Genomic DNA, 25,669 nt, shown 5'->3' on the forward strand with positions numbered 1-25,669 from the left:
TCAACCGATGCAGGTGACGATCCCCGGCCATCTGTTCGGCCGGTTGCCCTTCTACGACGTCGTCGACACCGATGAGGCCGTGGTCATGGACCTGCACAACAGAGAAGACCTGGTGAACATTCGCGGCGCCATGCAGGGTGGTCTGGTCGCAACACTCATCGACGTGGCGGCCGGACGATTGGCGATCAAACATACGAATGCGGAAGCGGGCGCAGGTACCGCGGACATGTCGATCCACTACCTGGCGCCGATCGTCGAAGGCCCGGCCCGAGCGACCGCCAGCCTGGTGCGCGCGGGCAAGCGGTTGATCGTCGTCGCCGTCGATGTGGTCGATGTGGCACGCGATCGGCTGGCAGCCCGGGCGACGCTGAGCTTTGCGGTCATGGAGTCGCGGAAGCCAGTTCAGCCCGCCACTGGACCGTAGCGGGCATCGGCGACGCGGTCGAGTGCGAGTGCCGGCTCGCCATACACCAACGCCCATCCCCGGACCCGCCGGTAGTACAGCTGGATATCACACTCCATGCCGAACCCGTAACCGCCGTGGATGTGAAGGCTACGCAGCGTTGCGTCGCGCGCGGTCTCGTAGGCGAATGCGAACGCCATGGCCGCGAGTTCGCTCACGCGAGCGGGTTCGTCGTTAAATGCACATGCGGCCTTCAAACTCAGCAGCCGCGCTCCGTCGGCCGCAGTCGCGCTGTCTGCCAATGGATGCGACACCGCCTGGAAAGTCCCGATCGGCTTGCCGAACGCGTAACGCTGCTTGGCGTACTCAACACCGATCTCGATCGCCTTCTTCGCTGCGCCCGCGAGTGCGGTGGCAGTGAGCGCAAGCCACAGATCCAGCGCTTCGGTGAACAATCGGTGCCCATCCTCGCCCTCGGCAAGAATTACGCAATCATCACCGACGGTGACGTCCGCCAGCGGCAGTGAGCCCAGGTTCTGCACCGGCTGCCGGTTGCCTTCGGTCAGCGGCACAACAACGAGGCGCGAACCGACAAACGCCACTACCGCATCGGCGACGGCTCCGGCGGGCACCAGCGTCAGGGTGTTGCCGCGCGCGCCGCGCGGTGAAAAACTGACCAGTCGGCCGCCGGCCAACGCCTGACCGAGCAAGTCGGCACCGGCGCCACCTCCGCGAGCGAGTAGCCTTGCGGCGACCTGAGATTCGATCACAGGAGCGGACCCAAGTGCGCGACCGAACTGCTCGGCCGTCAGCGCCAAGTCCAGCTCGGAGGCACCCCAGCCGCCCGCAGTGTCGTCGACAGCCATGTCGACGGCACCTATATCCAGCAACGCCTTCCACAACTTCTGGTCAAAGCCCAGCGGTTCAGCGGCCCGAATCCGCTCAGACGTCGACTCGCGGCTGTACATCGCCACGAACGAATCGACAAGTTGCCGCTGTTCCTCGGAAAGACTCAGGTCCACGTCGCCGTCCCGTCATGCGCGGATATGGTCACTCTCGAAAGAGAGAGTACCCATATCGCCTGAGCGGCTTCCACGTTGCGCTCGATCGTCGACATCGTGGTCTACGCGGTCGTTTTTCTGGGCCTGCGGGTGCTGGCCCGTTTGGTGACGGCCTTCGCGCCTGTCGGCGGAGCGAGGGCCCCCAAGCACCATGCCCACAACTGGTCCTCGGTAAGTTCGGCGCCCTGGACACCCAGATGGAAGACGCCGATCTGAGCAAGTGCGATCAGTGTTGAATTCAGCAGCGTTGTCAGCTGCGCAGGGGTCAAGTCTTTTCGCACCAACCCGGCGCGCGCACACGAAGTCAGGATCTTGGTGAGCAGCTTCTGATGTGGCTCCCAGATCTTGGCGAAGTCAGCGGGACGCTCGATCTCCAGGCTCAGGTTGTAGATCGTCATCACGCGACCGCCAATCGTCTGGGACGACTCTGCACGGGAGAGGAATCCACGACAGAAGGCTTCGAGCTTTTCCAGCGGGCCGTCCGCGGCAGCAACCTCATGGCGGATGGCCTCGATGAATTGACTCGTCGCATTCTCATAGAGCGCCAGCAGCAGTTCTTCTTTACCCGCAAAGTGTTGGTAAAAGGCACGCAGGCTCAGGTTCGACCGATCAATCAGGTCCTGAATGGTGAAGTCGGCTCGCCCGGACTCCTCCACCAACTCCAGTGCGGTGGCAAGGAATCTCGAGCTACGCGCCAGCGCACGGGCGCGGGCCTGGCTGAGCCGTCGCTCTATCGTTCTTTCCTGCCAACTTGTGGGCAGTTCGACGTCGGTATCGACGAGTTCGAGGCCGGCTTCTTGTTCCTCTCCGGCGCGTTTCCTGGCAGTCATGATGGTTGAGAATACGCGTTCTTCGCGGTGATGATGCAGCCTACCTGCACGGGTCTGTCTCTGGGTATGCCCCGACGAGGGTCTGCGGTAGTCTGTAAACCGTTATTCTCGATTACGGGAATTTAAGTTTCACAACGAAGGCGCCAGCCTTCCCTCGAAGGAGTGCAGCGTTGAGTGCAGACATCCTGATCGTTTCTCCGGACGACCACTTGGTTGAGCCAGCGGATCTGTGGACCAGCCGACTGCCCGAGCGCTACCGGGATGTCGGGCCGCACATTGTCAGGCACCGTGGGCGCCTGGATCCCTCCGTCACGACCGACGTCGTATTCATCGAAGACGAGGAGGGCCGCGACGCCGACATCTGGCACTACGAGGATGCCGTCATCCCGATCCCGCTGATCAGCGCGGCCGCCGGTTACGACCTCGACGAGCTCACCACCGACCCGATCACCTACGACGAGATGCGTCCGGGCTGCTACCGTCCGGCGGACCGGCTCGCCGACATGGACATCGCCGGCATCGAGGCTTCAGCCTGCTTTCCCAATACACTCGTACGCTTCTGCGGCCAGCGCTTCCTGTACGGCAAGGACAAGGACCTCGCCAGGCTCTGCGTCGAGGCCTACAACGACTTTCAGATCGACGAGTGGGGCGGCAGCTCGAACGGCCGGCTGATCCCGCTGGGCATCATCCCGCTCTGGGACGTCGAACTCGCCGCAAAGGAAGTCGAAAGGGTTGCGGCCAAGGGAATGCACGCAGTGTGCTTCTCCGAGTTACCTTCTCGTCTGGACCTGCCGTCGATCCATAGCGGTTACTGGGACCCGTTCTTTGCCGCGTGCGAGCGAAACCAGGTCGGCATCATGCTGCATATCGGCTCGAGCTCGTCGCTCACGAAATCCTCCCCCGACTCCCCGCATGTCGTCACCAGTGCGCTGATGGCGGTCAACTGCACCATCGCTTTGGTCGACTGGCTGTTCTCCGGCAAGCTCATCCAGTTCCCTGACCTCAAGCTCGCGTTCGCCGAGGCGCAAGCGGGCTGGATCCCCTACTACCTGCAACGTGTCGACGAGGTCTGGGAGGACCGTCGGGCCTGGGGCGGCATTCATCCTCTGCTGACCGACCCACCGAGCAGCCAGGTGCCGGGCCGTGTCTACTTCTCGACATTCGGCGATCCGGTCGCGTTCCGCATTCTCGATCTGGTTGGGCCAGATCAGCTGATGTTCGAGACCGACTATCCCCATAACGACACGAACTGGCCGCGAAGCCTGGAGGTCGCCAACAAGGCGACACAGGGCTTGGACGAGGAAACCAAGCGTAAAGTGCTGTCCACCAACGCAAAGCGGTTCTTCGGCCTGGTCTAGCCGCACCACCCCTGGTGCGCTACAAGGCCTTCCAGTCCGGTTTGCGCTTTTCCAGGAAGGCGCGGGGACCCTCGATAGCGTCCTTTGTCAGCGCCACCTTCATGCGGTAGTTCTCGGCGAGCAGTTCGGCCTCGTAGATGGGCAGGGCTAGCCCCTTGCGCACAGCCATTCGCGAACCGCGGACTGCCAGCGGTGCATTCGAGTTCACCACGTCGGCGATTTCCCACGCCCGGTCCATCAGCGCATCGTGCGCGACCACCTCCGTGAAGACGCCCAAGTCGTAGGCACGGCGCGCGTCAAGCTGTTCGTGTTTACCCATCAAGATCAGCCGCATTGCCACGGGCAGCGGCAGGATCCGGGCAAGCCTGACGCCTTCGCGCCCGGACGCCACGCCGATGCTGACATGCGGATCCATCAACGTGGCCCGCTCAGACGCGACGGTGATATCTGCGGTGGTGACGAGGTCCATTCCCGCACCGCAGGCGATACCGTTGACCGCGCAGATGATTGGCTTGGTCATCTGAAGCCACGGCGGCGTGGCCTCCTGCGGGGCGTCCCACTGCCGCATCGAACTGAGGACCGGCTCGCCCTGGTTGTCGATTCCTGGCGCATTCTCCATGTCATGGTCTGCGGCCTTGTTGACGTCCGCGCCGACGCACAGGGCGCGGCCCGCTCCGGTGATGATCACCGTCCAAATGTCTTGAGAGCGCTCGATTTCGGCGTACACTTCGGCGAGCTCTGCGATCATCTGGTCGTTGATCGCGTTGAGGACTTCGGGTCGATTCAGGGTCACGCAGGCAGTGTGTCCCCGCACCTCGAACTCGATGGTGCCGTAGTCCGGCGTTTGGGTCACGGTGCCCCTTTTCTCTTAAACCCTTTGTTGTCACCCGGCAGCAGCATTGGCGCGGGCGGTCGGGTGAACGCCCAGGATCTCGTGGAATCGATCGCAGTAACGGGGCCACACCTCCGGATTCAAAAGCCGAGGTGGCATGCGCCCATCGAAGATGTCCTGCCATTGGGTCGCGGTGGCAACCGCAATGTCGCGGGCCGCCTCGACGGTGATGCCGGCCGTGTGCGGCGTTGCAACCACGTTGTCTAGGTGCAGCAGCGGGTTATCGGGCTGTGGCGGTTCCTCGTGGAACACATCGAGAGCCGCGCCGGCAATGCCCCCGCTTACCAACGCCTCGTACAGCGCTGCCTCGTCGTGCACCGGCCCCCGCGCCGTCGTGATGAAGAAGGCTCTCGGCTTCATCGCCGAGAACTGTTCCGCCCCAATGAGGCCCCGTGTCTCACTGGTCAGCGGACAGGTCACCTGAACGAAATCGGCCTGGGCGAGCAACTCCGGCAGCGGGACCAGCCGCGCCCCGCGGAGTCGCGCGGTGGCCTCGTCCACGTACGGGTCGAACGCGATGACTTCCATGCCGAATGGCGTGCACAACTCCACCAGGCGGCTTCCGATAGCTCCGAGCCCCACGACACCGAGCGTCTTGCCGAGCAGCTGACTGCCACGCAGGGCCAGCCGGTCGCCAAGCGGTCCCGCACGCAACGCCCGGTCAGAGACGGTGATTTTCTTGGCGAGGTCAAGCATGAATCCGAGTGCATGCTCGGCGACGGCCTCGGCCCCGGGACCGGAGTTGTTGCACACCGCGATGCCCGCGCGGGTACACGCCTCGACGTCGATGACGTCATAGCCGGCGCCGGCGGAGCACACGGCCAGCAATCGCGGGCAACGGTCCACCAGGCCCTGCCCGACCAGCCACTGTGTTCCGTCGGCGACGGACGCGACGTCCGTCCGGGTGGCGACTTGGTACCCGTGAGCGGTTTCCAGTGCTGCCCAACCTTTTTCAGCCGACGCGCTGAGGTCTAGTCTGACTAGTTCGAGATCGCCTGCCTCGAGGATGTCCCCGGCAACCGGGTCGGTCCACCTTTCGTAGACCAGCCGCGGACGGGTGTTCACGCCTGCTTCGCTTTGGGTTTCGCCTGCGCTGCCTTGAACATGTCCGCCAGTTCGGGATTCACGTTCTTGTAGTCGTTGCGTGCGATGGCACCCTCCCGGCCCGGGACCGGGTCGTAGCCGAGGCGCAGATCCTTGTTCTCCATGTGGAAGTACTCCCGCCCGATGGGCAGGCGACGGTCTTCACGGGGCACCTCCATCCAGGCTCGAAGGAAGCACCGAGCCCTCTTCGGGTCGGTGCTGCTGACGAAGTCGGACCGTGAGTGGCACATGGCGAAGTTGTTGGCGACGGCGGCCTCGCCTGATTCGAGCCGGAACTCGACTTGTTGCTCGACGAGGACGTTGCGCAGCAACTCGATCGCTTCCTCCTGCTGCGGCGTGAACTCCCTGCCCAGGGCATGCATGGCAGGCAGGATGCTGCTGTAGGTGAAGTTGATGCAGATCCGGCCGTCGATCTGCGAGAACACCGGCACGTCGTAAGGCGTCACGTCGGGCTGGTCGTCCGGTTGCTCGCTGCGCCGGTGATGTGGGAAGCCTTGGTACAGCACACCGAGCAGGTCTGGGCGTTCCCTGACGAACCAATTGTGGGCGGCCGGTCCACTCGCGAACTGGCTTTCGCCGCCCTCGGCGGCCGGGTAGACGCACAACAGCGACAGGATGTCTGCGGCGTCATTGTGCATGGCCAACTCCGCGCGCGATTTGGTGCCGCGAGCGGGCTGCACGCCGTTCGGCAGCACCTCTTCCTGGACACGCACCATGCGGTGGCCGAACGAGTTGTTGGAGACGAGATACCCCAAATGGGTGCAGAAAGCCCAATAGATCCGTTCCAGTTCCTCGATCGAGTGCTGCTCGACCGGAAAGCCACGCACGCACGCCAAGCCCCTTCCGAACATCAGCTCCCGGTACAGCCGCGCCAAGTCTTCGTCCAGGTCGGGATGACGCGCATCCTCGGGTGTGATGTCGTCTCGATCCTTCTTGGCGGTCTTGGCCAGAATCGATTCCAGGGCAGCCACGTTGCCTGGCGACAGGTCGAAGGCGAAGTCTTCTTTACTCGCGAAGTCAGCACCGGTCCACGCCATCGGTTCGGTGACTACTTCGGTATAGATTTCGGTGGGCATCCGTCCTCCTGTTGTCGTGGCGGCGCTTTCGGCTATCGACGTCGTTCCTCGAGCTCTCGCAGCGCACACGCGCGGGTGGTGGCCGCCTCCGTCATCATCCCGACATCCGTGCCTGCTGAGATGAATCGCAGACCCTGATCCACGAAGCGTTCCAGCAGGTCAAGGGACTTGATCCCGGCTATTCCCAGCGCCACGCCGTGTTTGCGACAAGCCGCTGCGACAGAGTCTACTGCATAGTGGAAATGATCATTCTCATACTGCTCATGGATGCCCATTTCGGCGGTCAGATCACTCGGGCCGATGAGCAGCATGTCAACGCCTTCTACGGCCGCGATAGCACCGCTGGCCTCCACCGCCTCGGGAGTTTCGATCATCACCGCGACGACGGTGCTGCCCTCGAGGACGGCCGTCAGTTCAGTAGCCGAGCGCTGGCCGTATCCACTTACCCTGTTCGGCCCCGATATCGATCGGTGTCCAATGGGCGGGAACCGCGCCGCAACCACCACAGCTTCAGCTTCTCGCCGCGAATTAACGTGGGGCACAATCACTCCGACTGCTCCGTTGTCCAGGACCCTGGCGATGACGCTCGGGTCGTGCGAAGGCACCCGCACCAGCCCCGCAATGCCTGCTCCCAACGCACTCGCACACAACATGGTGGCCGTCTCCAGAGACGTCGAGGTGTGTTCCAGGTCGACGTAGACGGCGTCGTAGCCGCAGGCTGCGGCGATGGCCGGGACGTCGGGCGTGCGCGCATTCATCAGCGCCAGGCACAGCACCAGGCCTTCGTTGCGCAATGCCTCCCGTAGCGATCGCTGCACATGCTCACGCTAACGGACTGAGAACGTTCATTCCACTATCTCGTTAACGCCATTATCGATGTGGTAACCATTACGTATGGGAGCGAGCCGAGTCGCTATCGTCGGCGCGGGGTTGTCCGAGTGCGGGCGGGTGCCCGACAAGACCGCCATGGCGTTGATGGCCCAAGCATCACGTCGTGCCATTGCCGACGCCGGGCTGACCAAAGACGACATCGACGGCTTCGGCGGACACGGGACGTTGCTGCCGCCTGTCGAGGTGAGCGAGTATCTCGGGCTGCGTCCGACGTGGGTGGATGCCACCAACGTCGGCGGATCGTCTTGGGAGGTCATGGCGCGCCATGCTGCCGCGGCCATTGCCGCCGGCGAGATCGAGGTTGCGCTGCTGACGTACGGTTCGACCGCGCGTTCGGATGTCAAGCGCCGGGTGCGGGGCTCAACAGCGGCCATGAGTACCGGCGGCGCCATGCAATACGAGGCTCCGTACGGAGCGACGCTCATCGCCAAATACGCCATGGCGGCGCGGCGCCATATGATCGAGTTCGGCACCACTGTCGAGCAGCTCGCCGAAGTGGCCGTCGCTGCCCATGAGTGGGCGGCCCTGAACGACAATGCTTTTGAACGTGACCGCATCACGGCGGCGGAGGTGGCCGCCGCGCCGATGCTGGCCGAGCCATTCACGTCCAAGCACGTGTGTCTGCGCACCGACGGGGGCGGAGCCGTGGTGCTGGCCAGCGAGCAAGTAGCCAAACACTGCGCCAAGGAGCCGGTGTGGATCCTCGGAGCTGCCGACGCGACATCTCACGTCAGCATGAGCGAGTGGGGTGACTTCACCACGTCGGCAGCCGCGCAGTCCGGGCCGCGGGCATTTGCTCAGGCGGGGGTGGCTCCAGAGGACATCGACGTAGCCCAGCTCTACGACTCGTTCACCTCGACGGTTCTGCTGACGGTGGAGGACCTGGGTTTCTGCGCCAAAGGCGAAGGTGGGTCGTTCGTCGGTTCCGGGGCGTTGCGCCCGGGCGGGGTATTGCCCACCAATACCGACGGTGGCGGGTTGGCCGCATGCCACCCGGGCATGCGGGGGATGTTTCTCATGGTCGAAGCGGTCAGGCAACTTCGTGGCGAGTGCGGGCCCCGGCAAGTCGAAGACGCGCGCCTGGCTTGTGTACACGCAATGGGCGGGTTTTTCACTCACAGCGCCACGATGATTCTCGGGAGGCAGTGATGGAGGTGCCCGCCGGGCCGGATCGGCCCACCGTGGACGCCGACAGCGAGTCCTGGTGGTCTGCTGTACAGGACCGCGCCCTGCTGGTCAATGCGTGTGGTTCGTGTGGACGAAATTCGTTGTATGCGCGGCCGTTCTGTCCGTTTTGCTGGAGCGAGGACGTCACGTTGGTATCGGCCTCCGGCCGGGGCCGGCTCTACACGTGGAGTGTGATTCACCAGAACGCAGCGCCCTTCGACGGTCGCACCCCGTATGTCGTGGCCATGGTTGATCTCGAGGAAGGACCACGGCTGATGACCGTCCTGGAGCACTGCTCACCCGACGACGTCCATGCGGATATGGAACTGATGGTGGACTTTCGCGAGGATCACGACGGCTTCGTCGTCCCGGTCTTTCGCCCGATTGCCGGAACAGTTGGAAAGGAATCGTGATGAAGAAAGAGGAGATGATCCTCATCAGCGTGGACGACCATGTCGTCGAGCCACCCGACATGTTCCGCAACCACCTGCCGAGCAAATACCTCCACGATGCGCCACGGCTGGTGCACAACCCCGACGGTTCGGACACCTGGCAGTTCCGTGATGTCGTGATCCCCAACGTCGCACTGAACGCGGTGGCCGGCCGCCCGAAAGAGGAATACGGCCTCGAACCGCAGGGGCTCGACGAAATCCGTCCGGGCTGTTATCAGGTCGACGAGCGGATCGAGGACATGAACGCCGGCGGCATCCTCGGCTCGATCTGCTTCCCGTCGTTCCCCGGATTCGCCGGTCGGCTTTTCGCGACCGAGGATCCAGATTTCAGCCTGGCCCTCGTCCAGGCCTACAACGACTGGCACGTCGAGGAGTGGTGCGGAGCATATCCGGCCCGGTTCATTCCGATGACGCTGCCCGTAATCTGGGATGCCTCACTGTGCGCCAAAGAGATTCGCCGCAATGCCGAGCGGGGCGTGCATGCGTTGTCGTTTACCGAGAATCCCGCCGCACTGGGCTACCCCAGCTTCCATGACGACTACTGGCGACCGGTCTGGGAGGCCTTGGTGGACACGGACACGGTGATGAACATCCACATCGGCTCCTCCGGCAAGCTGGCCATCACGGCACCCGACGCGCCGATGGACGTGATGATCACCCTGCAGCCGATGAATATCGTGCAAGCGGCAGCAGATCTGTTGTGGTCCAAGCCAATCAAGGACTATCCCAACCTCAAGATCGCCCTGAGCGAGGGCGGCACCGGCTGGATCCCCTACTTCCTCGAACGCGCCGACCGCACTTACGAAATGCATGCGACGTGGACGGGCCAAGACTTCGGCGGCAAGCTGCCCTCAGAGGTTTTCCGCGAGCACTTTCTGACGTGCTTCATCTCCGACCCCGTTGGTGTGAAGCTACGCAACGACATCGGTATAGACAACATCTGCTGGGAAGCGGACTACCCGCACTCCGACTCGATGTGGCCCGGCGCCCCAGAACAACTCCACGAGGTCTTGTCGGAGCACAGCGTGCCCGACGAGGAAGTCAACAAGATGACCTTCGAGAACGCCATGCGCTGGTACCACTGGGATCCGTTCACTTCTCAGATCAGCCGCGAGCAGGCCACGGTCGGTGCGCTGCGCAAGGCCGCCGAGGGCCACGACGTGTCGATTCGGGCGCTGTCGAAGCACGACCACGGTGTTAGCGGAGCATCAGACTGGCAGAATCAGATGAGCAAGGCCACGATCAACACGGCCGGCGCGTCGGACGACTGACCGATCAGACAATTATGATTCTCATCTCCGTAAATGTAGCCTCTCAGCCATGCCTTCACTGACTTTCGACGATCAGGTAGCCATTGTCACCGGTGCGGGAGGCGGGCTCGGACGCTGTCACGCACTCGAACTCGCCCGCCGCGGCGCGCGCGTGGTAGTCAATGACTTGGGCAGCGCAGTGGACGGTACCGGCGCGTCGACCTCGGCGGCACAGGCGGTCGTCGACGAGATCGCCGCATCCGGCGGCACCGCGATCGCCAACAGCGACTCCGTAGCGACGGAGGACGGCGGCGCCGCGATCGTGGCGTCGGCCATGGAGGCCTTCGGCAGGGTAGACATCCTTGTGAACAATGCCGGCATCCTGCGCGATGCGGCGTTCAAGAACATGACCGCCGAGCAGGTGGACGCGGTGCTCGAGGTTCACCTGGCCGGTGCCTTCAACGTGACGCGCGCAGTATGGCCGATCATGCGGGAGCAGAATTACGGCAGGATCGTCCAAACCACCTCGGGCACTGGGCTGTTCGGCAACTTCGGTCAGGCCAATTATGGAGCTGCGAAAATGGGTCTGGTCGGCATGATGCATGTGCTGGCCATCGAGGGCGCCCGCAACGGCATCGCCGTCAACGCCATCGCACCAATTGCACGGACCCGCATGACCGAAAACATCATGGGTGAAGCCGCTAAGACGATGGACCCCGAGCTGGTCACCCCGGTGGTGGTCTACCTGTCGCATCGCAGTTGCGATCGGACAGCGCACATCTACTCAGTGGGTGGGGGCAAGGTTTCCCGGGTGTTCATCGGCGTCACCAAGGGCATCGAGAAACCCGCGCTCACCGCCGAAGTGGTGGCGGACTCGATCGATGACATCGACGACACGGCGACGTTCACCATCCGCGGCGGGCCCGCCTAGGCTGACGCGCGGAATACGTCAGAAGCCCTGGAAGCGCGGCGCGCGACGCTCGGCGAACGACTTCAGCCCCTCCTGCAGGTCGGCGGTGCGCGACACCACCTCCTGAGCCCAGGCCTCCTGCTCGAACGCCCTGTCACGGCCCGACTCCGACGACACCGCCAACAAGCGCTTGGTCAGTGCCAGCATGACCGTCGGCCCTGACGCCAGTCGGCGAGCCAGGTCGTCAGCGACGGCATCCGTATCTTCCGGTGCGGCGACACGATTGACCAGGCCAAGCCGTTCACACGCGGCGGCGTCAACAGGCTCTCCGAGCATCAGCAACTCGGTGGCCTTGCGCAGCCCCACGATTCTGGTCAGCAGGTGAATGGCACCCGAGTCCGGAAGTATCCCGCGGTGCACGAACGGCTCGACAAGCGTTGCCTCCGTGGACATAACAACCAGATCGCAGGCAAGCACCAGGCTTGTCCCAGCGCCGGCAGCCGTGCCTTTGACCGCGGCCACCACCGGCTTGCCGCAGTCGAGGATGGCACACACCAGTCGCTGCCAGCCCTGTTGGAGCATGCGTGCGATGTCACCCGGGCGGCGAGGTGGCGGCGGTCCGCTCTGGTCGGGCTTTGCCGCCAAGCCCGCACCCGTGCAGAAGTGCTTGCCGCCAGCGGCACCAAGCAACACGGCCCGAACGTCGGGGTTGTCATCCGCACGTTGGAAAGCGTCCGCAAGCGCGTCACGGGCCAACGGCGACAAGGAGTTTCCGACCTCTGCTCGATCGATGAGTATTCGACAGATGCCGTCCGCGCCGACCTCGGTTATGATCCCCGGCTGCTCTTCGGACATCTCGCTCACCCCTGCGTTAACGTCGTTTCCCATTTTCGAGTATCCTAATTTCCACCGCGGCGCGGGCCAGGACGTGGGCACGACAAGGAGGAGTTGTATGACCCAATCCTCTGCGGCGGGCCAGATCACCGACGAGGGGTTGGCCCGGTTGCGTGCCACGATCGGTATCGCCGTTCCACACACCCAGCCTCCGCACTATCGCTGCCCCAACGAGGACACCTTCCGCCACGTCGCCGAAGCCTACGGCGACGGTAATCCGCTGTGGGCCGATCCGGAGTACGCCACCAAGTCGGTATGGGGCGAGTCCATCGCCCCGCCGGCGCTGGTGGGTGGTGACACGCTGATCGGCGAGGACGAGGTCACCGAACTCTCCGATGAGGAACGTGCCCTGACCAAGGGCGACCCGCTTCGCGGTGTGCACGCGTTTTACGCGTCGTCAGTGCGTGAATGGTGGGCTCCGTTAAGGGCCAACCACCGGGTGTTTCGGCGCAATGCCCTCGTCGCCGCGCTCGACAAGAGCAGCGAATTCGCCGAACGCGCCGTCCACGAGTGGTCGGCGCAGGTGTTTCGCGACGACGAGGGCACCATCCTCGGCGGCCAGTACCGCAACATGATCCGCACCGAGCGCGGCAAGGCGCGAGATCGCAAGAAATACGAGGACGTCGAGCTGAAAACCTGGACCGCCGAGGAGATCGCCGCGATCGACGAGCGCTACGCGCGGGAGGCTCCTCGCGGCGCCGAGCCGCGGTGGTGGGAGGACGTCCATGAGGGCGACGAGATGGGCTCGTTGGTCAAGGGTCCCCTGACCGTGACCGACATGGTCTGCTGGCACGTCGGCATGGGCACCGGCATGTACGGGGTGCGCCCGCTGCGGCTGGCGTGGCGGAATCGGCAGCGCATTCCCCGGTTCTACACGCCGAACGAACACGGCGTCCCCGATGTGCAGCAGCGGGTGCACTGGGAGCCCAGCGCCGCCCGCAATGCGGGCAACCCCACCACATTCGACTACGGCCGAATGCGCGAAACCTGGTTGATCCACCTGTGCACCGATTGGATGGGTGACGACGCGTGGCTGTGGAAACTGAGTTGCGAGTTCCGACTGTTCAACTACGTCGGCGATCTCCACACCATCACCGGCACCGTCGTGCGCAAGTATCTCGCCGACGGTGAGCGTCCCGCCGTCGACGTCGAACTCGCGGCGACCAATCATCGTGGTCAGGTCAGCGCCCCCGGTCATGCCACCATTCTTTTGCCCAGTCGGGATCTCGGGCCCGTCCGGCTGCCGGATCCGCCCGGTGGCGCAACAAACCTGACGGAACTGCTGACCGCTGTGTCCGCCCAATTCGCCCAACGCTGAGGCGGCCATGAGATACGAGAGTGTTCCCGGCCTTTCGGCCAAGCAGGACGGTCCGCAGCTGCGGCTCACGCTCAGCCGCGCCGACCGGCGTAACGCCGTGAACGACGAGATGCTCGACGCGATGATCGGTCACCTGGCCCTCGCGGGCACCGACGAGTCGGTGCGGGTCATCCGCATTGACGCTGATGGACCCGACTTCTGCGCCGGCGCCGATCTGATTGCCAACAACGCGCGCTCCGAGCGCAAGCCACGCGTCGGTAGCACACAGCGTCGGCTGCCGAACAAGGCCAACAGGCTGATTCCGTTGATGCTGCAGACGCAGGTGCCCATCGTCACGGTGGTCCGAGGCTGGGCGGCGGGGCTGGGTTTCCATCTCGCGTTGGCCTCCGACTTCTGCCTGGCTGCCGAGGATGCCCGCTTCTGGGAACCATTTATGGCCCGCGGCTTTTCCCCCGATAGCGGGGCAGCCTGGTTGCTGCCCCGGCTCGTCGGCATGGTCCGCACCCGACAGCTCCTGATGCTCGGCCAGGAGATCTCCGCGACCACCGCGGCCGAGTGGGGCATTATTCACGGCGTCCATGCACCAGACGATCTAGATGCCGCCGCCGACGCGCTCATCACTGAGCTCGGCGATGCGCCAACCGTCGCCCTCGGGCTCACGAAGTGGCTTCTGCACAGCGCCAACGGCCTCGATCTCGACCGCCATCTCCAGAACGAGGCGATGGCGCTCGAATTGTCCAGTCGCAGTGAGGATTTCCGAGAGGGACTGGCTGCCTTCAAGGACAAGCGCGATCCACGATTTTCGGGACGATGACGCAGCTACCGATCACCGCCAACACCACGACCTCCGACGCCGTGGCGATCGTCGAGCGGTGGGTGGAGGCCGAGGTGCCTGCCGCCTGGCGCTCGGCCGCGGCCCAGGGACCGGCTGCACTGAAGGCCGTACGAAGCCCGGCCGACTACCGCCAGTGGTATCCGACATTCGCCCGCTCGGGGTTGGTAGCGCCGACGTGGCGGCCCGAACACGGTGGCCTGGGGATCTCCCACGACGTCGCACGCGCCATCGAAGCCTTGCTCGCTTCATTGAGGCTCACACGGCTAAATCCATTGGGACTCAACAATACTGCTGCCGCACTGTTCAGTCATGGCTCCGAAGAACAGCGGATGCGGTTCTTGCCTCCCATCGTGCGCAACGAAGAGAAGTGGTGCCAGCTGTTCAGCGAGCCGGGCGCGGGCTCGGATCTGGCCTCGCTCGCCACACGGGCCGTCCGCGACGGAAACCACTGGGTGATCACCGGCCAAAAGGTGTGGACCACCTGGGCCGACGAAGCCGACTTCGCGATCCTGCTCGCCCGCACGGACCCTGAGGCGCCGAAACACAAGGGCATCACCTACTTCCTGCTCGACATGCATCAACCCGGCGTCGACGTGCGGCCCCTGCGACAGATCACCGGCGAAGCGGAGTTCAACGAAGTTTTTCTCGACGGTGCCCGCGTGCCCGACGCCCACCGGGTGGGCGAGATCAACGACGGCTGGCGGGTCAGCGCTTCGACCCTGTCCAGTGAACGACAGATGGTGTCCGGCTCCGGATCCGGCGGCATGGGCCGGCTCGGCGGCTCCAGCGCCGAACGGCTGATCTCCCTCGCCCGCGAGAGGGGCCGTTGGGGCGACCCGGTCGTCCGAAGCAAAATCATGCGCCTGTGGGCACAGGAGCAGATTCGCGGCTGGACGAACGCCCGGGTGCGCGCGGCACTTTCGGCACACCAGTCGCCCGGCGCGGCCTCCTCCATCGGCAAAGTCCACCAGGCCACTCTGAATCAGCAGATCCAAGATCTCATGGTTGATCTGCTGGGCACCGCCGCAATCGCCTGGCCGGTCACCGACGATCCCGACGCACTACCGCGCGAAGTGCACGGCATGCTGCGCAGTCTGGCCAACAGCATCGAGGGCGGCACCACCGACATCAACAAGAACATCCTCGGTGAACGCGTGCTCGGGCTGCCTAAGGAGCCAGACCCCTGGAAGGGCAAGCCCTGGAAGGAGATTCCGCGCTCGTGAGCAGCTACCAGCGACTCGTCGTCGAAAAGTCGGGCGGCGTCGGCTGGCTGATCCTCGACCGACCGGACGCCGGTAACGCGTTCGATGCGCTGATGCTCGACGAACTCGAGGCCGCGTGGGCCGACTTGGACAGTGACAGTGACGTGCGTGTGATCGTCAACACCGGCAACGGCAAGGCCTTCTGTACGGGGATGGACGTGGTGCAGGTGGCGCGGGACAAGGAGGCCATGCGCAGACATTCCCGCCGAACCCGCGATGCCCAGTTGAAGATCTCGTCGTGGCACTGTGGGGTGTGGAAACCGGTGATCGCGGCGGTCAACGGGGTCTGCGCGGGTGGCGGGCTTCACCTGGTCGCCGATGCCGACATAGTCATCGCGGCCGAGCAGGCCTCGTTCGTCGACCCGCATGTGTCGGTGGGCCAAGCCGTCGCCTATGAAGCCATCACGCTGTCACGCAAGTCGCCGATGGAGGCTATCACGCGAATGGCGTTGTGCGGCAAGGGTGAGCGGATATCGGCACAGCGCGCCTACGAGTTGGGAATAGTCTCCGAGGTGGTGCCACTCGAGCACTTGCGCCACGCTGCGCAACGGCTGGCGGCCGCCATTGCCACCAACTCCCTGACCGCGATGCGGGCCACCAAAAAAGCGCTCTGGCGTTCGCTGGAAGTCGGATTGACCCAAGCCAAAAGCGAGGCCAGTGACGAAATCTGGCGCTTGCGCAATCATCCCGACCATGCCGAGGGCGTTCGCGCGTGGCGCGACAAACGCCAAGCACGCTGGCAAACACTCGAACCTGTGGAGATCCCGTGACCTATCAACGACTGATCGTCGAGCGGCGCGGTCCGGTGGGCTGGATCATCAACAACCGTCCGGACCGACTCAACGCCTACGACGTCGTGATGCGCGAGGAGTTCCCCAGGGCGTGGGCCGAATTGGACGCCGATCCAGCGGTGCGGGTCATCGTGCACACCGGCAAAGGCCGCGCATTCCAGGTCGGAGCCGACGTCGAGGAATTGGCCGGTGATGCCGTGCTGCAGTTCCAGGAGACCATGCGAACCCTGGATCTGAAGCTGACGGGTTGGCATTGCAACGTCGGCAAGCCGATCATCACGGCGGTCAACGGTATCTGCGCAGGCGGTGGCTTGCACTGGGTCGCCGACGCCGACGTCGTGATCGCGTCGTCGGACGCCAGCTTCGTCGACCCCCACGTGTCGATAGGTCAGGTCAGCGCGCTGGAGACCATCGCGCTGATGCGCAAGATGCCGGCCGAGGCGGTGCTGCGGATGGCGCTCGTCGGCAGCCACGAACGCCTCAGTGCCCGGCGCGCATACGAACTCGGCATGATCAGCCAGGTCGTAGACCCGCCCGAGAAGCTGCGCGACGTCGCGCAAGAACTCGCCGAAAAGATCGCCAGGAATTCACCGGCGGCGATGCGCGCAACCAAGCGAGCGCTGTGGGGCGCGCTCGAATACGGCTTGACGGACGCGTGCCGCAAAGGCGCCAAGCATTTGACCTCCATGTGGGGCCATCCTGACCAGAACGAAGGACCACAGGCGTTCGCCGACAAGCGGACACCGAATTGGCAACCGCTGGAGAATAATTCGTGAACCTCGCCGCGCTGCTCGCCGATGTTCCCGACGTCGCGGTGCACACCCTGGCCGCTGATGTGTCACGCACTGAGCTCACTGCGAGCGCCGAGTGTCTCGGCGCGGCTCTGACGGCGGCTGGGCTGAAAACCGGCCAGGTAGTCGCGGCCATGCTGCCCAACGACGCCTCGGCGATCGCGGCGTTGTTCGGCACTTGGCGCGCCGGTGGCGTCTACACGCCGTTGAACCCCCGAGCAGCAGATCCCGAATTGGTCTCTCAGATGGCGACGCTTCGACCCGTCGCCGTTGTCACCACTAGCGAATTGTCTTCGCGGTTCGCAGAGTTCGGGTTGCCCGTGCTGACATGCACGGGTCTTTCGTGGACGGCGACCACCGGCGGGCAGCCGCCCAGCGACCCCCGGGAGTACGACCCCGATGTTGCGCTCCTGCAATTCACGTCGGGCACTACCGGTCCACCGAAACCGGTGCCGCTGCGCCATGCCACGGTGCTGGACTTGATCGATCGACTGCTCGCCAAACTGCGCGGCACCAAGAGAGCTGGCGGCGCCAGACCGAACCGCCCACCGATGCCCAACCTGGTGCCGTTATCACTGTCGTTATGGGCGGGTATCTACCAGGTGCTGTTCGCCTTCCGTGCCGGCTCGGGCGTCGTACTCATGGATCGGTTCTCGCCAGCGGACTTCGCGGCGCTGGTCTCCCGGCACCAGTTGCGTTCCACGGTGCTGCCGCCGGCGGCGCTGACCATGGTTCTGCACGACGACTCGGTCACGGATCTGTCGCCGCTGAAGATCGTGCGATCCATCACCGCTCCCCTGTCGCCGGTACAGGCGGCTCAGTTCCGGGACAAGTTCGGCGTGATCGTGCTCAACTCCTACGGCCAAACCGAACTCGGCGGCGAAGTCGTTGGATGGTCTGCCGCCGACGCCCGCGAGTGGGGCGAAACAAAGCTCGGCTCTGTCGGGCGCCCGCTGCCCGGCATCGACGTCTCGATCGTCGACGACGAAGTGATGGTCCGCACGCCGACCACGGCCGCCCGCAAGATCGACCCCGCGTTTCTCGACAGGCTGACCGACGACGGCTGGTTCCACACCGGCGACTTGGGGTGGTTCGACGACGACGGATTCTTGTGGCTCGACGGTCGGGTGTCGGACATGATCAACCGCGGCGGACTGAAGGTCTTTCCGGGCGCCGTCGAGGACGTCCTGCTCGCCGCCGACGGCGTGCGGGAAGCAGCGGTCGTGGGAATGCCTGACGAGCGGCTCGGGGAAGTGCCGTGGGCGTTCATCGTGCGCAACGACGTAAACCTGACCGAGGACGCGCTGATCGCGTGGTGTCGTGAGCATCTGACACCCTACCGGGTTCCCGTGCGAGTGGTGTTCGTCGAACAACTACCGCGCAACGAGGTCGGCAAGGTAGTCAAGCGCCAACTCGTGGGCAGCGTGACGGCACGGAAATAATCCTTCTCAATTTAGAGAACTATGCTATTCTTCGCTGGAAGTTGGCCTTTCAACGGCGGAGGTCGCGATCGTGTGGCAAGAACTCGTTCGGCTGGCCGTGACTTGGGCTGTGATGTGCGGGCTGGTCGCGTTCTTCTACTGGATGTTGGCCAGCATCGGCACGTTCTGATCGAGCTGGACAGGGAGACCCATGAACGAGCAGGACCGGCGCCGCAAACACGGCTTGATCGCGTTTCAAATTTTCATCTATGGCGTGTTGATCGCGATGTTCGCGATCCAACTCCAGATGTATCTCACCAGGAACTGGTAGACATGAGCCCTTCCGGCACATCTTTGTCCCTGGACGAACACGACGCGCAGACGCAAGACGTGCAACGGCGCGCCGATCGATGGTGTATCGCCGGTACCGCGGTCATGGGCACACTCGTCCTCGGCGTCGTGGGCCTACCCTTGTTCTGCCGCGGCATCTATCTGCTCAGACGGGCGCAACGCGACGGGCTGTCGGTCCGGCCGATGATGGTCACGCTTATCGGATACGTCATCATCCTGGACGCAGCGCTCAACAGCATCGGTTGGGCCCTAGACCTTTTCGCCAATCACGCGTTGATCACCCGCACAGTGTTCACCGCGTGGGGCAATCTGATCGACGCGGGCTACTTCTGGCATTACAACGAGTTGTGGATCGGAGGCGCCAGCGCGCCCGGCGAAAAGGCCTGGGTCATGGTGTGTGCGCTCATCGTGTTCCCCATGCGCATCGCAGCTGCCATCGGCCTGCTGCAAATGAAGCGCTGGGGGCATCAATGGACGATCGTGACGTGCTGGTTCGGTGTCGTCGTGTGGACAGGCTACATCTTCAACATGACGATGTATGCCGATGTTCGTTATGCCGCAGTCGGTTTGCCTGTGCTCGGATGGTGGGCATTCAACATCTTCTACATCACGCCGTTCCTCGCGATCCCGTACCTGCATACGGTCAATCGGGAAATCTTCTCCGACTAATTCGTCGAAAGGACCGCCGTGTCTGGATCCGCAGCGGAGCCCGAGGGTTCGGTCGAAGCGTTGCCGCTCGGTACCACGTCCACTTGGGCGAGAATGCATAAGTGGCTCAAACGTGGGTTGTATGTCTGCCTGTTCGGGTTGGTCATCGAAGGATCGCTGACCGTGCCGGTGATGGCGATCTGGTACGGCTGGCCGACGCTCTCGCTGACGCAGATCTGCAGCGAGCTCATGAAGGTCCGCTTCTCTGATGACAGCCTCGAATGCCAACAGCCATACCCGATTGGCGGACCACCCTTCGGTGGCGCCGCAGAAGCGGCTGGACAACATACCGCGCGCGACGATTGGGGGATCCAGCCCAAGCCTCGCTATGCGCGCATCGGCTTCCGGGAATTGGTCAAAATCCGCGACGACCGCTTAGCGCACCAGGCGATGCCTGCTCGGTGACGTGCGCCTGGACGTAGTGGCGAACACCGCCGTTTGCTATGGTGAGAACGGCTATTCTCAATGCATGTGGGAGGAACTGATGGGCGATCAAAAGGTGTTCGAGGTCTGGGATGCCGACAACCACATGTACGAGACCATCGACGCGTACACACGGTACTTGCCGGACAAGTACTCCGAGGCGCTCAAGTTCGTTGACGTGAACGGGCGCAAAAAGCTTCAGATCCTGGGCGTCGTCACCGAGTGCATCCCCAACCCCACCTACGAGGTCATTCCGACACCGGGCGCCTGGGCCGACTACTACCGCGGTATCAACCCTGAGGGCAAGACGCTGCGCGAACTCGCCGAGCCCATCCGCTGCCCCGACGAGTTCCGCCGGCCGGACCTACGACTGGCGCTCATGGATCGGCAAGGTGTCGACGGCGCGGTAATGTTCCCGACCACAGCCGGCATGCTGGAGGAACGCACCAAGTCGGACACCGAACTCACGCATGCAGTGACGCACGCGTTCAACCGCTGGCTGCTCGACGACTGGACATTCAACTATCAGGACCGGATCTTCGCCGTCCCGGCCATCTCCCTCAACGATCCCGCCGAAGGTGTCAAGGAACTCGAGTGGTGTCTTGACAACGGTGCCAAGACGGTGTTGATCCGACCTGCGCCGGTGCCCCGCGCAGACGGCACCTCGCGGTCCCCTGCGCTGCCAGAGTTCGACGACTTCTGGCGGCTGGTTGAATCCGCGGGCATTGCCGTCCAGATGCACAACTCCGACGCAGGGTACGACCGCTACCTGAACGACTGGGAGGGCGGCGACGAGTTCCAGGGTTTCCAGCTGACGAAATTCCGTGGCTTCATCTACGAGGAAAGTCGCCACATCTTCGACACGCTGGCGGCATTCATCGCGCACGGCGTGTTCGAACGGTTCCCCGGTCTGCGCATCGGAGTTATCGAGAACGGCGGCTCATGGGCACAACGGCTCATGGACGTTTTCGACCGGGTGTACCGAAAGAAGCCCAAGGACTTCAGCGAGCACCCGTGCGACGTGTTCCGCAGGCATGTGTGGGTCAACCCGTTCCACGAGGAAGACATGTCGCACCTGATCGACGTGCTCGGCGCGAACCGCGTGATGTTCGGCTCCGACTACCCGCATCCCGAGGGGCTCGCCCAGCCCGCCGAATTTGTCAACGAGCTCGGCAGCCTTCCGGCGGAAACCACCGCGCAAGTGATGGGCGGCAACCTCAAGGAATTGATCGGACTCTAGCTCGCCGATCCTTTCGGCCGACTCGGTAGCAACGCCGATGGGAACCGAGATACGTTACGGCTGCCGCCATTTCGGTGAACGTCCGCGTGACGCCCGGTTAACCGCCAGATCGCCGGGTGACAACCGACGGTCCCGCCAATGGGTTGGCGATCACACCGGGCGGCGCCTCGACGACAGCGGGTATCGCGTTGACCGCCGCCATCGCTGTGGCAGCCACGCCGGGGTTCACCCGGTCGGTGGCCGACTGTTCCAAATGCAACTCGAGGCGCATGCTCGGAGAGCCGTTGACGCGGAACACCATTCCGCCTACGCCCGCGCGGGCCGGCTTGGGCCAGCGCTCCGGCCACGGCGTGGCGCTCACCGTCGCGAAGTACTGCACCGCGACGGCCGGTTGCCCGCCGACGATTCCGGCCAGTTGCCATCGATGCGCGCAGATGGTTCCCCGCGGTATCACCCCGATCGCCGTCTCCAGGTCGGTGGGCGCAAGCGGCGTCTCCCAATCCAGTTCTATTCTGTCGAGCTCGAATCCGAGGATGTCGGCGAGGTAACGCACCACGGTGCCCCAGTCCTTGTCCACCTTTCCCGACGCAATGCGGGCCGGCACGTGACCGTCGGGCTTTCCGAATCCCATGGACTCGTGCAGGACGTCCCATATCGGGTAGGACTTGTCCAAGTCGAGCGCATACTCGTCCATTCGATAGGAGTCGACGCGACCGGCCCCCGCAAGCAGGGCGGTGGGAATATTCAGACTGATGAATCCCGGCTCGCTACCGGTGGCATAGAACGTCGAATTGCCCGTTGCTGCCGCTCTTTCCAAGGTCTCTCGCCATTCACCGGGAGCAGCGGCCGGATATACCAGCGGGATCGTGGAGATCGTCACGACATTAATGCCCGCCTCGAGGTATCCGGCGATGTCTGCGATCGCCTCCTCCTCGCGTCGAACGGCCGTCGCACAGTAGGCCACACAGTCGGGTTTCAACGCCAGAACCGCCGAGACGTCATCGGTCGCAGACACGCCGACATCGCTCCCACCACACAACCGGCCGGCATCCACGCCGACCTTCTCCGGCGTCGAGACCTTCACGCCGACGAGATCGAGTGCCGGGTCCTCGATGACCGCCCGCAACGCCTCACGGCCGGTCAGCCCGGTTCCGACGTGGACAACGCGGTAGCGGCCGCTGCGCTTATTCGTCATCTCACACGCTCACCGGGAGGGTCGCCCAGCCTCTGACGCTGGTAGTGTGCGCACGCTTGGCCGCCTTGTAGTCGACTTCCCAGTCGGGCCACCGGGTGAGCACTTCCTCGAGCGCAACGCGCGCTTGCATCCGTGCAAGCGCGGCGCCGAGGCAGAAGTGAATGCCGTGCCCGAAGGACAGGTGGGTGGCCTGCCGATGGATGTCGAACCGGTCGGCGTCGGGGTACTGCCGCTCGTCACGGTTGGCAGATCCGTTGAGCAGCAGCATCACCGAACCTTCGGCAACCCTCTGGCCGTAATGTTCGACATCACGTGCCACATAGCGGGCCTGCACAGGTGAGGGCGCCTCGTAGCGCAACACCTCCTCGACCGCGCCGGGGATGAGGCTGAAATCCGCCGCGAGTTCGCGGCGCTGCTCCGGGTGGTCAGACAGGAGTTGTCCGGCGAAGCCGATCAGCCGCGTGGTGGTTTCGTTGCCCGCTCCGACGACGGTGCCCGTGTAGGTCAGCACCTCGCCGCGCGTGAGCCGGCGACGAGTCCCGTCGGGTTCCTCCACCTCGGCGTTGACCAGGTCGGTCATCAGATCGTCGGAGGGATGGTCGTAACGCCAGTCGATGAACTCCTCGAGCATCGAGCCGGTGCTGGTCAGCATGTCGTTGGCTACCTCCACGGGCCCACCATCTTTGAGCTCCAGCATCCGGTCGGTGTTCTGGCGGATCGCGACCTGCCTGTCCTCCGGTATGCCGAGCAGGTAGCCGATGGTGCGCATCGGCATCCACGCACCCAGGTCGGCGATGAAGTCGAAGGTATCGGCGTCCGCGAACGGCTCGAGGGCGCGTCGACAGAACTCCCTGGCCAGGGGTTCGATGGCGGCCATGCGACGCGGCGTGAACACTCCTGACAACAGCCGCCGATGCAGATCGTGGATCGGAGGGTCCTCGAAGAGGATGATGCCTGGCGGTACGTCGACCCCGTTGAGGATGATCTCGATGGTGGTGCCTTTGCCCGACCGATAGTCCTTCCAGTTCACCAACTCGCGGGCGACATCTGAGTACCTGCTCAACGCGTAGAAGCCGTACTTGTCGTTGTGGTATAGGGGCGCGTCATCGCGCAGCTGCTTCCACACGGGGTAGGGATCGTCGTCGATGTCGAAGTCGAACGGGTCGTAGTAAGGCTCAACCTTCACCCTGTATGTCACGTGACGAGAATAGGCGTTACCTGCCGTCGTGAGAAGACTTTCCGGACCGGATTGCCCACTCCCCCCGCCGGCACGCCACCCAGTGGGTAAAACCGACAATGTGGAAATGTAGATTCTCGGCTGTGGGGTATCGCTGCACGTGGCCTACCTGGAAGGAAAGGAGGCGCCCGGCGCGGGATCAGAGTGCGGCGAGTGCCGGCGCACGATTCGCGCGATCATCAATTCTCATTCAGCGACAACGAAATCAGGCAAGGGGAAGCAGATTATGAGCGATCGGCACTCCAATATCGAGGGCGCACGGATGCTCGTCATCGGCGCATCGTCGGGCATCGGTCACGCGCTGGCACGGGCCGCCCACGCCAGAGGCGCCAAGGTTGCGCTCGCCGCGCGACGCGTGGAGCTTCTGTCCGAACTGGCCGAGCAGCTCGGTGGTTCCGCCCACGAACTCGACGTCTCCGATCCGCATGCAATCGAGCGGGTCATCGACGAGGTGGCCACCAGGTTCGGCCAGCTCGACGCCGTCGTATTCACCAGCGCGGCGGTGCCGTTCGCGCTGATCGAAGAGACCGACGTGACGACGTGGTTGCACGCGTACGCGGTCAATGCCGTCGGTGCGTCCCATACACTGCGCACGGCGCTCCCCCACCTTGCCGACAACGCGGTGGTACTCGTGGCATCCAGCCATGACGTCGGCAGGCCACGGGCCGGTGTCGCGGCCTACCACGCGAGTAAGGCCGCGCTGGACGAGATCCTGAGGTCGTGGCGGGCCGAACATCCGGAACTGGCCGTCATCCGGGTCAGTGTCGGCCCCACGGAGGGCACCGAGATTTTGCGGGGTGCGGACCGCGACCTGCTGGCCGATCTGTACCGGGCGTGGGCGCAGGAGGGCCAGATTCCGGCGGAGATGTCCACCGTCAACGACGTGGCGAACGCAATGCTGTCGTTGATCGCCATGTCGCGCGCGAACCCCACAGTCGTCAGCGACATCGTGCATCTGGCGCCTCGGACGACCAAAGGCCGATAGAAGGGATTGCTCAATGGATCTAGGCTTCGAGGGTGCGACCGCCGTCGTGACCGGGGGCAGTAAGGGTATGGGACTGGCGATCGCCGAAACGCTCGGCGCCGAGGGCGCCTCGGTGGCGATCATGGCGCGTGGACAGCAGGGTCTGGATGCGGCGGCCGACCGGATCCGCGGCGCCGGAGCACCTGAAGTGCTCGCGCTGAGCGTCGACATTGCCGATGCCGAGTCGATCACGACGGGGTTCGCGGCGGTGAACGACGCTTGGGGCCGGCTGAATGTGTTGGTGCACACGGTCGGTCCGGGCGCAGGCACGTTCGAGGAGTTAGACGATGGCGATTGGTATGCCGCCTTCGGCCTTGGAACCATGGCCGCGGTCCGGTCGGTGCGCGCTGCCCTTCCGATGCTGCGTGCCGCCGAATGGGCGCGCATCGTAACCTTGTCCGCACACTCGATCCAACGTCAGAGTCCGCGACTGGTCGCCTACACCGCGGCCAAAGCGGCGTTGTCGAGTTTCACCAAGAACCTCTCGAAGAGCCTTGGGCCCGAAGGCATCCTGGTCAACTGCGTGTGTCCGGGCACGATCGTAACCGCGAGCTTCACCCAGATTCTCAAGGACGTGCTCGCCGCGGACGGGCTGGACTCCGCGGATCCGCACGATGTGATGACGTGGGTGGAGCGGACCTACGGCCATCCCTGTGATCTCGGCCGCGCCGGCCTTCCCGAGGAGATCGCTTCGGCTACTGCGTATCTCGCGTCACGCCGTAACGGCTACGTCACCGGTGCCACCGTCAACGTCGATGGCGGTTCCGACTTCATCTGAACCTCGG

At 64.1% G+C, this 25,669-nt stretch carries 26 protein-coding genes; 17 read left to right on the forward strand and 9 right to left on the reverse strand.

The annotated features are described in order from the left end of the window. The first annotated feature begins 7 nt into the window (after nucleotides 1–7). A complete protein-coding gene (locus tag MFM001_RS04520; protein ID WP_116374010.1) occupies nucleotides 8–424 on the forward strand; it encodes a PaaI family thioesterase in 417 nt (138 codons plus the stop codon). Here MFM001_RS04520 and MFM001_RS04525 read toward each other — a convergent pair. Together MFM001_RS04525 and MFM001_RS04530 are read right to left on the reverse strand one after the other, a co-directional pair. Then, complete coding sequence (locus MFM001_RS04525) at nucleotides 403–1,425, reverse strand: acyl-CoA dehydrogenase (protein ID WP_116374012.1); 1,023 nt, start codon at nucleotides 1,423–1,425, stop codon at nucleotides 403–405. The genes MFM001_RS04520 and MFM001_RS04525 overlap by 22 nt on opposite strands. Before the next feature lie 101 nt (nucleotides 1,426–1,526). Then, nucleotides 1,527–2,294, reverse strand: coding sequence for a TetR/AcrR family transcriptional regulator (locus tag MFM001_RS04530; protein WP_045380561.1), 768 nt, complete (start codon nucleotides 2,292–2,294; stop codon nucleotides 1,527–1,529). A 170-nt stretch (nucleotides 2,295–2,464) separates the two neighbouring features. Here MFM001_RS04530 and MFM001_RS04535 point away from each other — a divergent pair, with 170 nt between their 5' ends. Then, entirely contained in the window at nucleotides 2,465–3,652 is a 1,188-nt protein-coding gene (locus MFM001_RS04535) for an amidohydrolase family protein (protein ID WP_116374014.1), read from the forward strand. 19 nt (nucleotides 3,653–3,671) lie between these two features. On the opposite strand, the gene MFM001_RS04540 is transcribed toward MFM001_RS04535, so the two are convergent. The 4 genes from MFM001_RS04540 to MFM001_RS04555 are packed head-to-tail and all read right to left on the reverse strand — an operon-like array spanning nucleotide 3,672 to nucleotide 7,482. Continuing rightward, a complete protein-coding gene (locus MFM001_RS04540) occupies nucleotides 3,672–4,505 on the reverse strand; it encodes an enoyl-CoA hydratase/isomerase family protein (protein WP_116374016.1) in 834 nt (277 codons plus the stop codon). Nucleotides 4,506–4,535: 30 nt separating this feature from the next. Next, nucleotides 4,536–5,609, reverse strand: a complete 1,074-nt coding sequence (locus MFM001_RS04545; RefSeq protein WP_116374018.1) for a hydroxyacid dehydrogenase — start codon at nucleotides 5,607–5,609, stop codon at nucleotides 4,536–4,538. Continuing rightward, complete coding sequence (locus MFM001_RS04550) at nucleotides 5,606–6,724, reverse strand: TauD/TfdA family dioxygenase (RefSeq protein ID WP_116374020.1); 1,119 nt, start codon at nucleotides 6,722–6,724, stop codon at nucleotides 5,606–5,608. Before MFM001_RS04550 ends, MFM001_RS04545 begins: the two co-directional genes overlap by 4 nt. Before the next feature lie 32 nt (nucleotides 6,725–6,756). Beyond that, nucleotides 6,757–7,482: an aldolase/citrate lyase family protein gene (locus tag MFM001_RS04555; RefSeq protein WP_116374375.1), complete on the reverse strand. Its 726-nt coding sequence runs from the start codon at nucleotides 7,480–7,482 to the stop codon at nucleotides 6,757–6,759. A gap of 136 nt (nucleotides 7,483–7,618) precedes the next feature. On the opposite strand from MFM001_RS04555, the gene MFM001_RS04560 reads away from it, so the two are divergent. Genes MFM001_RS04560 through MFM001_RS04575 form a run of 4 tightly spaced genes read left to right on the forward strand, consistent with a single transcriptional unit; the run spans nucleotide 7,619 to nucleotide 11,415 of the window. Next, nucleotides 7,619–8,764 carry an acetyl-CoA acetyltransferase gene (locus tag MFM001_RS04560; protein WP_116374022.1) on the forward strand — a complete coding sequence of 382 codons (1,146 nt, stop codon included), beginning with the start codon at nucleotides 7,619–7,621 and terminating at the stop codon, nucleotides 8,762–8,764. Beyond that, nucleotides 8,764–9,195 carry a Zn-ribbon domain-containing OB-fold protein gene (locus MFM001_RS04565; RefSeq protein ID WP_116374024.1) on the forward strand — a complete coding sequence of 144 codons (432 nt, stop codon included), beginning with the start codon at nucleotides 8,764–8,766 and terminating at the stop codon, nucleotides 9,193–9,195. The genes MFM001_RS04560 and MFM001_RS04565 overlap by 1 nt, the downstream gene beginning before the upstream one ends. Further along, nucleotides 9,195–10,505 (forward strand): amidohydrolase family protein, encoded by a 1,311-nt coding sequence (locus MFM001_RS04570; RefSeq protein ID WP_116374026.1) that lies wholly within the window; start codon nucleotides 9,195–9,197, stop codon nucleotides 10,503–10,505. The genes MFM001_RS04565 and MFM001_RS04570 overlap by 1 nt, the downstream gene beginning before the upstream one ends. A 49-nt stretch (nucleotides 10,506–10,554) precedes the next feature. Continuing rightward, nucleotides 10,555–11,415, forward strand: a complete 861-nt coding sequence (locus tag MFM001_RS04575) for an SDR family NAD(P)-dependent oxidoreductase (protein WP_116374028.1) — start codon at nucleotides 10,555–10,557, stop codon at nucleotides 11,413–11,415. A gap of 18 nt (nucleotides 11,416–11,433) precedes the next feature. Here the strand turns inward: MFM001_RS04575 and MFM001_RS04580 are convergent, their stop codons facing one another. Then, nucleotides 11,434–12,258 (reverse strand): enoyl-CoA hydratase-related protein, encoded by an 825-nt coding sequence (locus MFM001_RS04580; protein WP_116374030.1) that lies wholly within the window; start codon nucleotides 12,256–12,258, stop codon nucleotides 11,434–11,436. 88 nt (nucleotides 12,259–12,346) lie between these two features. Here MFM001_RS04580 and MFM001_RS04585 point away from each other — a divergent pair, with 88 nt between their 5' ends. The 9 genes from MFM001_RS04585 (at nucleotide 12,347) to MFM001_RS04625 (ending at nucleotide 21,428) form a co-directional block, all read left to right on the forward strand. Then, nucleotides 12,347–13,606: a hypothetical protein gene (locus tag MFM001_RS04585; RefSeq protein ID WP_116374032.1), complete on the forward strand. Its 1,260-nt coding sequence runs from the start codon at nucleotides 12,347–12,349 to the stop codon at nucleotides 13,604–13,606. Nucleotides 13,607–13,613: 7 nt separating this feature from the next. After that, nucleotides 13,614–14,420 carry an enoyl-CoA hydratase/isomerase family protein gene (locus MFM001_RS04590; RefSeq protein ID WP_116374035.1) on the forward strand — a complete coding sequence of 269 codons (807 nt, stop codon included), beginning with the start codon at nucleotides 13,614–13,616 and terminating at the stop codon, nucleotides 14,418–14,420. Next, nucleotides 14,417–15,664 carry an acyl-CoA dehydrogenase family protein gene (locus MFM001_RS04595; RefSeq protein WP_116374037.1) on the forward strand — a complete coding sequence of 416 codons (1,248 nt, stop codon included), beginning with the start codon at nucleotides 14,417–14,419 and terminating at the stop codon, nucleotides 15,662–15,664. The genes MFM001_RS04590 and MFM001_RS04595 overlap by 4 nt, the downstream gene beginning before the upstream one ends. Continuing rightward, a complete protein-coding gene (locus MFM001_RS04600) occupies nucleotides 15,661–16,473 on the forward strand; it encodes an enoyl-CoA hydratase/isomerase family protein (protein WP_116374039.1) in 813 nt (270 codons plus the stop codon). The genes MFM001_RS04595 and MFM001_RS04600 overlap by 4 nt, the downstream gene beginning before the upstream one ends. Next, nucleotides 16,470–17,270 (forward strand): enoyl-CoA hydratase/isomerase family protein, encoded by an 801-nt coding sequence (locus MFM001_RS04605; protein ID WP_116374041.1) that lies wholly within the window; start codon nucleotides 16,470–16,472, stop codon nucleotides 17,268–17,270. The genes MFM001_RS04600 and MFM001_RS04605 overlap by 4 nt, the downstream gene beginning before the upstream one ends. Further along, nucleotides 17,267–18,727 (forward strand): class I adenylate-forming enzyme family protein, encoded by a 1,461-nt coding sequence (locus MFM001_RS04610; protein WP_116374043.1) that lies wholly within the window; start codon nucleotides 17,267–17,269, stop codon nucleotides 18,725–18,727. The genes MFM001_RS04605 and MFM001_RS04610 overlap by 4 nt, the downstream gene beginning before the upstream one ends. Before the next feature lie 312 nt (nucleotides 18,728–19,039). Next, complete coding sequence (locus MFM001_RS04615) at nucleotides 19,040–19,726, forward strand: hypothetical protein (protein WP_238158912.1); 687 nt, start codon at nucleotides 19,040–19,042, stop codon at nucleotides 19,724–19,726. A gap of 93 nt (nucleotides 19,727–19,819) precedes the next feature. Beyond that, on the forward strand, nucleotides 19,820–20,170 hold the full coding sequence (locus MFM001_RS04620) for a hypothetical protein (RefSeq protein WP_116374045.1): 351 nt from the start codon (nucleotides 19,820–19,822) through the stop codon (nucleotides 20,168–20,170). A gap of 64 nt (nucleotides 20,171–20,234) precedes the next feature. Further along, nucleotides 20,235–21,428: an amidohydrolase family protein gene (locus MFM001_RS04625; protein ID WP_371685202.1), complete on the forward strand. Its 1,194-nt coding sequence runs from the start codon at nucleotides 20,235–20,237 to the stop codon at nucleotides 21,426–21,428. 97 nt (nucleotides 21,429–21,525) lie between these two features. On the opposite strand, the gene MFM001_RS04630 is transcribed toward MFM001_RS04625, so the two are convergent. Together MFM001_RS04630 and MFM001_RS04635 are read right to left on the reverse strand one after the other, a co-directional pair. Next, nucleotides 21,526–22,623, reverse strand: coding sequence for a dihydrodipicolinate reductase (locus MFM001_RS04630; RefSeq protein WP_238158913.1), 1,098 nt, complete (start codon nucleotides 22,621–22,623; stop codon nucleotides 21,526–21,528). A gap of 1 nt (nucleotide 22,624) precedes the next feature. After that, nucleotides 22,625–23,821, reverse strand: coding sequence for a cytochrome P450 (locus tag MFM001_RS04635; RefSeq protein WP_116374047.1), 1,197 nt, complete (start codon nucleotides 23,819–23,821; stop codon nucleotides 22,625–22,627). Between the two features lie 265 nt (nucleotides 23,822–24,086). Here MFM001_RS04635 and MFM001_RS04640 point away from each other — a divergent pair, with 265 nt between their 5' ends. Further along, the gene (locus MFM001_RS04640; protein ID WP_116374050.1) at nucleotides 24,087–24,845 is read left to right on the forward strand and encodes an SDR family oxidoreductase; all 759 of its coding nucleotides are present in this window, start codon (nucleotides 24,087–24,089) and stop codon (nucleotides 24,843–24,845) included. Nucleotides 24,846–24,858: 13 nt separating this feature from the next. Next, nucleotides 24,859–25,662: an SDR family NAD(P)-dependent oxidoreductase gene (locus MFM001_RS04645; RefSeq protein ID WP_116374052.1), complete on the forward strand. Its 804-nt coding sequence runs from the start codon at nucleotides 24,859–24,861 to the stop codon at nucleotides 25,660–25,662. Nucleotides 25,663–25,669 lie beyond the last annotated feature (7 nt).

Origin of the sequence: Mycobacterium sp. MFM001, from assembly GCF_003402475.1 — a bacterium.
GTDB lineage: Bacteria > Actinomycetota > Actinomycetes > Mycobacteriales > Mycobacteriaceae > Mycobacterium.

What these genes read in the sequence shown, in the direction of transcription:
- MFM001_RS04590 (WP_116374035.1), top strand. Translation starts at nt 13,614, where the DNA reads ATGAGATACGAGAGTGTTCCCGGCCTTTCGGCCAAGCAGGACGGTCCG.
- MFM001_RS04640 (WP_116374050.1), top strand. Translation starts at nt 24,087, where the DNA reads ATGAGCGATCGGCACTCCAATATCGAGGGCGCACGGATGCTCGTCATC.
- MFM001_RS04630 (WP_238158913.1), bottom strand. Translation starts at nt 22,623, where the DNA reads ATGACGAATAAGCGCAGCGGCCGCTACCGCGTTGTCCACGTCGGAACC.
- MFM001_RS04530 (WP_045380561.1), bottom strand. Translation starts at nt 2,294, where the DNA reads ATGACTGCCAGGAAACGCGCCGGAGAGGAACAAGAAGCCGGCCTCGAA.
- MFM001_RS04520 (WP_116374010.1), top strand. Translation starts at nt 8, where the DNA reads ATGCAGGTGACGATCCCCGGCCATCTGTTCGGCCGGTTGCCCTTCTAC.
- MFM001_RS04565 (WP_116374024.1), top strand. Translation starts at nt 8,764, where the DNA reads ATGGAGGTGCCCGCCGGGCCGGATCGGCCCACCGTGGACGCCGACAGC.
- MFM001_RS04555 (WP_116374375.1), bottom strand. Translation starts at nt 7,482, where the DNA reads ATGAATGCGCGCACGCCCGACGTCCCGGCCATCGCCGCAGCCTGCGGC.
- MFM001_RS04550 (WP_116374020.1), bottom strand. Translation starts at nt 6,724, where the DNA reads ATGCCCACCGAAATCTATACCGAAGTAGTCACCGAACCGATGGCGTGG.
- MFM001_RS04570 (WP_116374026.1), top strand. Translation starts at nt 9,195, where the DNA reads ATGAAGAAAGAGGAGATGATCCTCATCAGCGTGGACGACCATGTCGTC.
- MFM001_RS04625 (WP_371685202.1), top strand. Translation starts at nt 20,235, where the DNA reads ATGTGGGAGGAACTGATGGGCGATCAAAAGGTGTTCGAGGTCTGGGAT.
- MFM001_RS04615 (WP_238158912.1), top strand. Translation starts at nt 19,040, where the DNA reads ATGAGCCCTTCCGGCACATCTTTGTCCCTGGACGAACACGACGCGCAG.
- MFM001_RS04560 (WP_116374022.1), top strand. Translation starts at nt 7,619, where the DNA reads ATGGGAGCGAGCCGAGTCGCTATCGTCGGCGCGGGGTTGTCCGAGTGC.
- MFM001_RS04645 (WP_116374052.1), top strand. Translation starts at nt 24,859, where the DNA reads ATGGATCTAGGCTTCGAGGGTGCGACCGCCGTCGTGACCGGGGGCAGT.
- MFM001_RS04595 (WP_116374037.1), top strand. Translation starts at nt 14,417, where the DNA reads ATGACGCAGCTACCGATCACCGCCAACACCACGACCTCCGACGCCGTG.
- MFM001_RS04620 (WP_116374045.1), top strand. Translation starts at nt 19,820, where the DNA reads ATGCATAAGTGGCTCAAACGTGGGTTGTATGTCTGCCTGTTCGGGTTG.
- MFM001_RS04575 (WP_116374028.1), top strand. Translation starts at nt 10,555, where the DNA reads ATGCCTTCACTGACTTTCGACGATCAGGTAGCCATTGTCACCGGTGCG.
- MFM001_RS04585 (WP_116374032.1), top strand. Translation starts at nt 12,347, where the DNA reads ATGACCCAATCCTCTGCGGCGGGCCAGATCACCGACGAGGGGTTGGCC.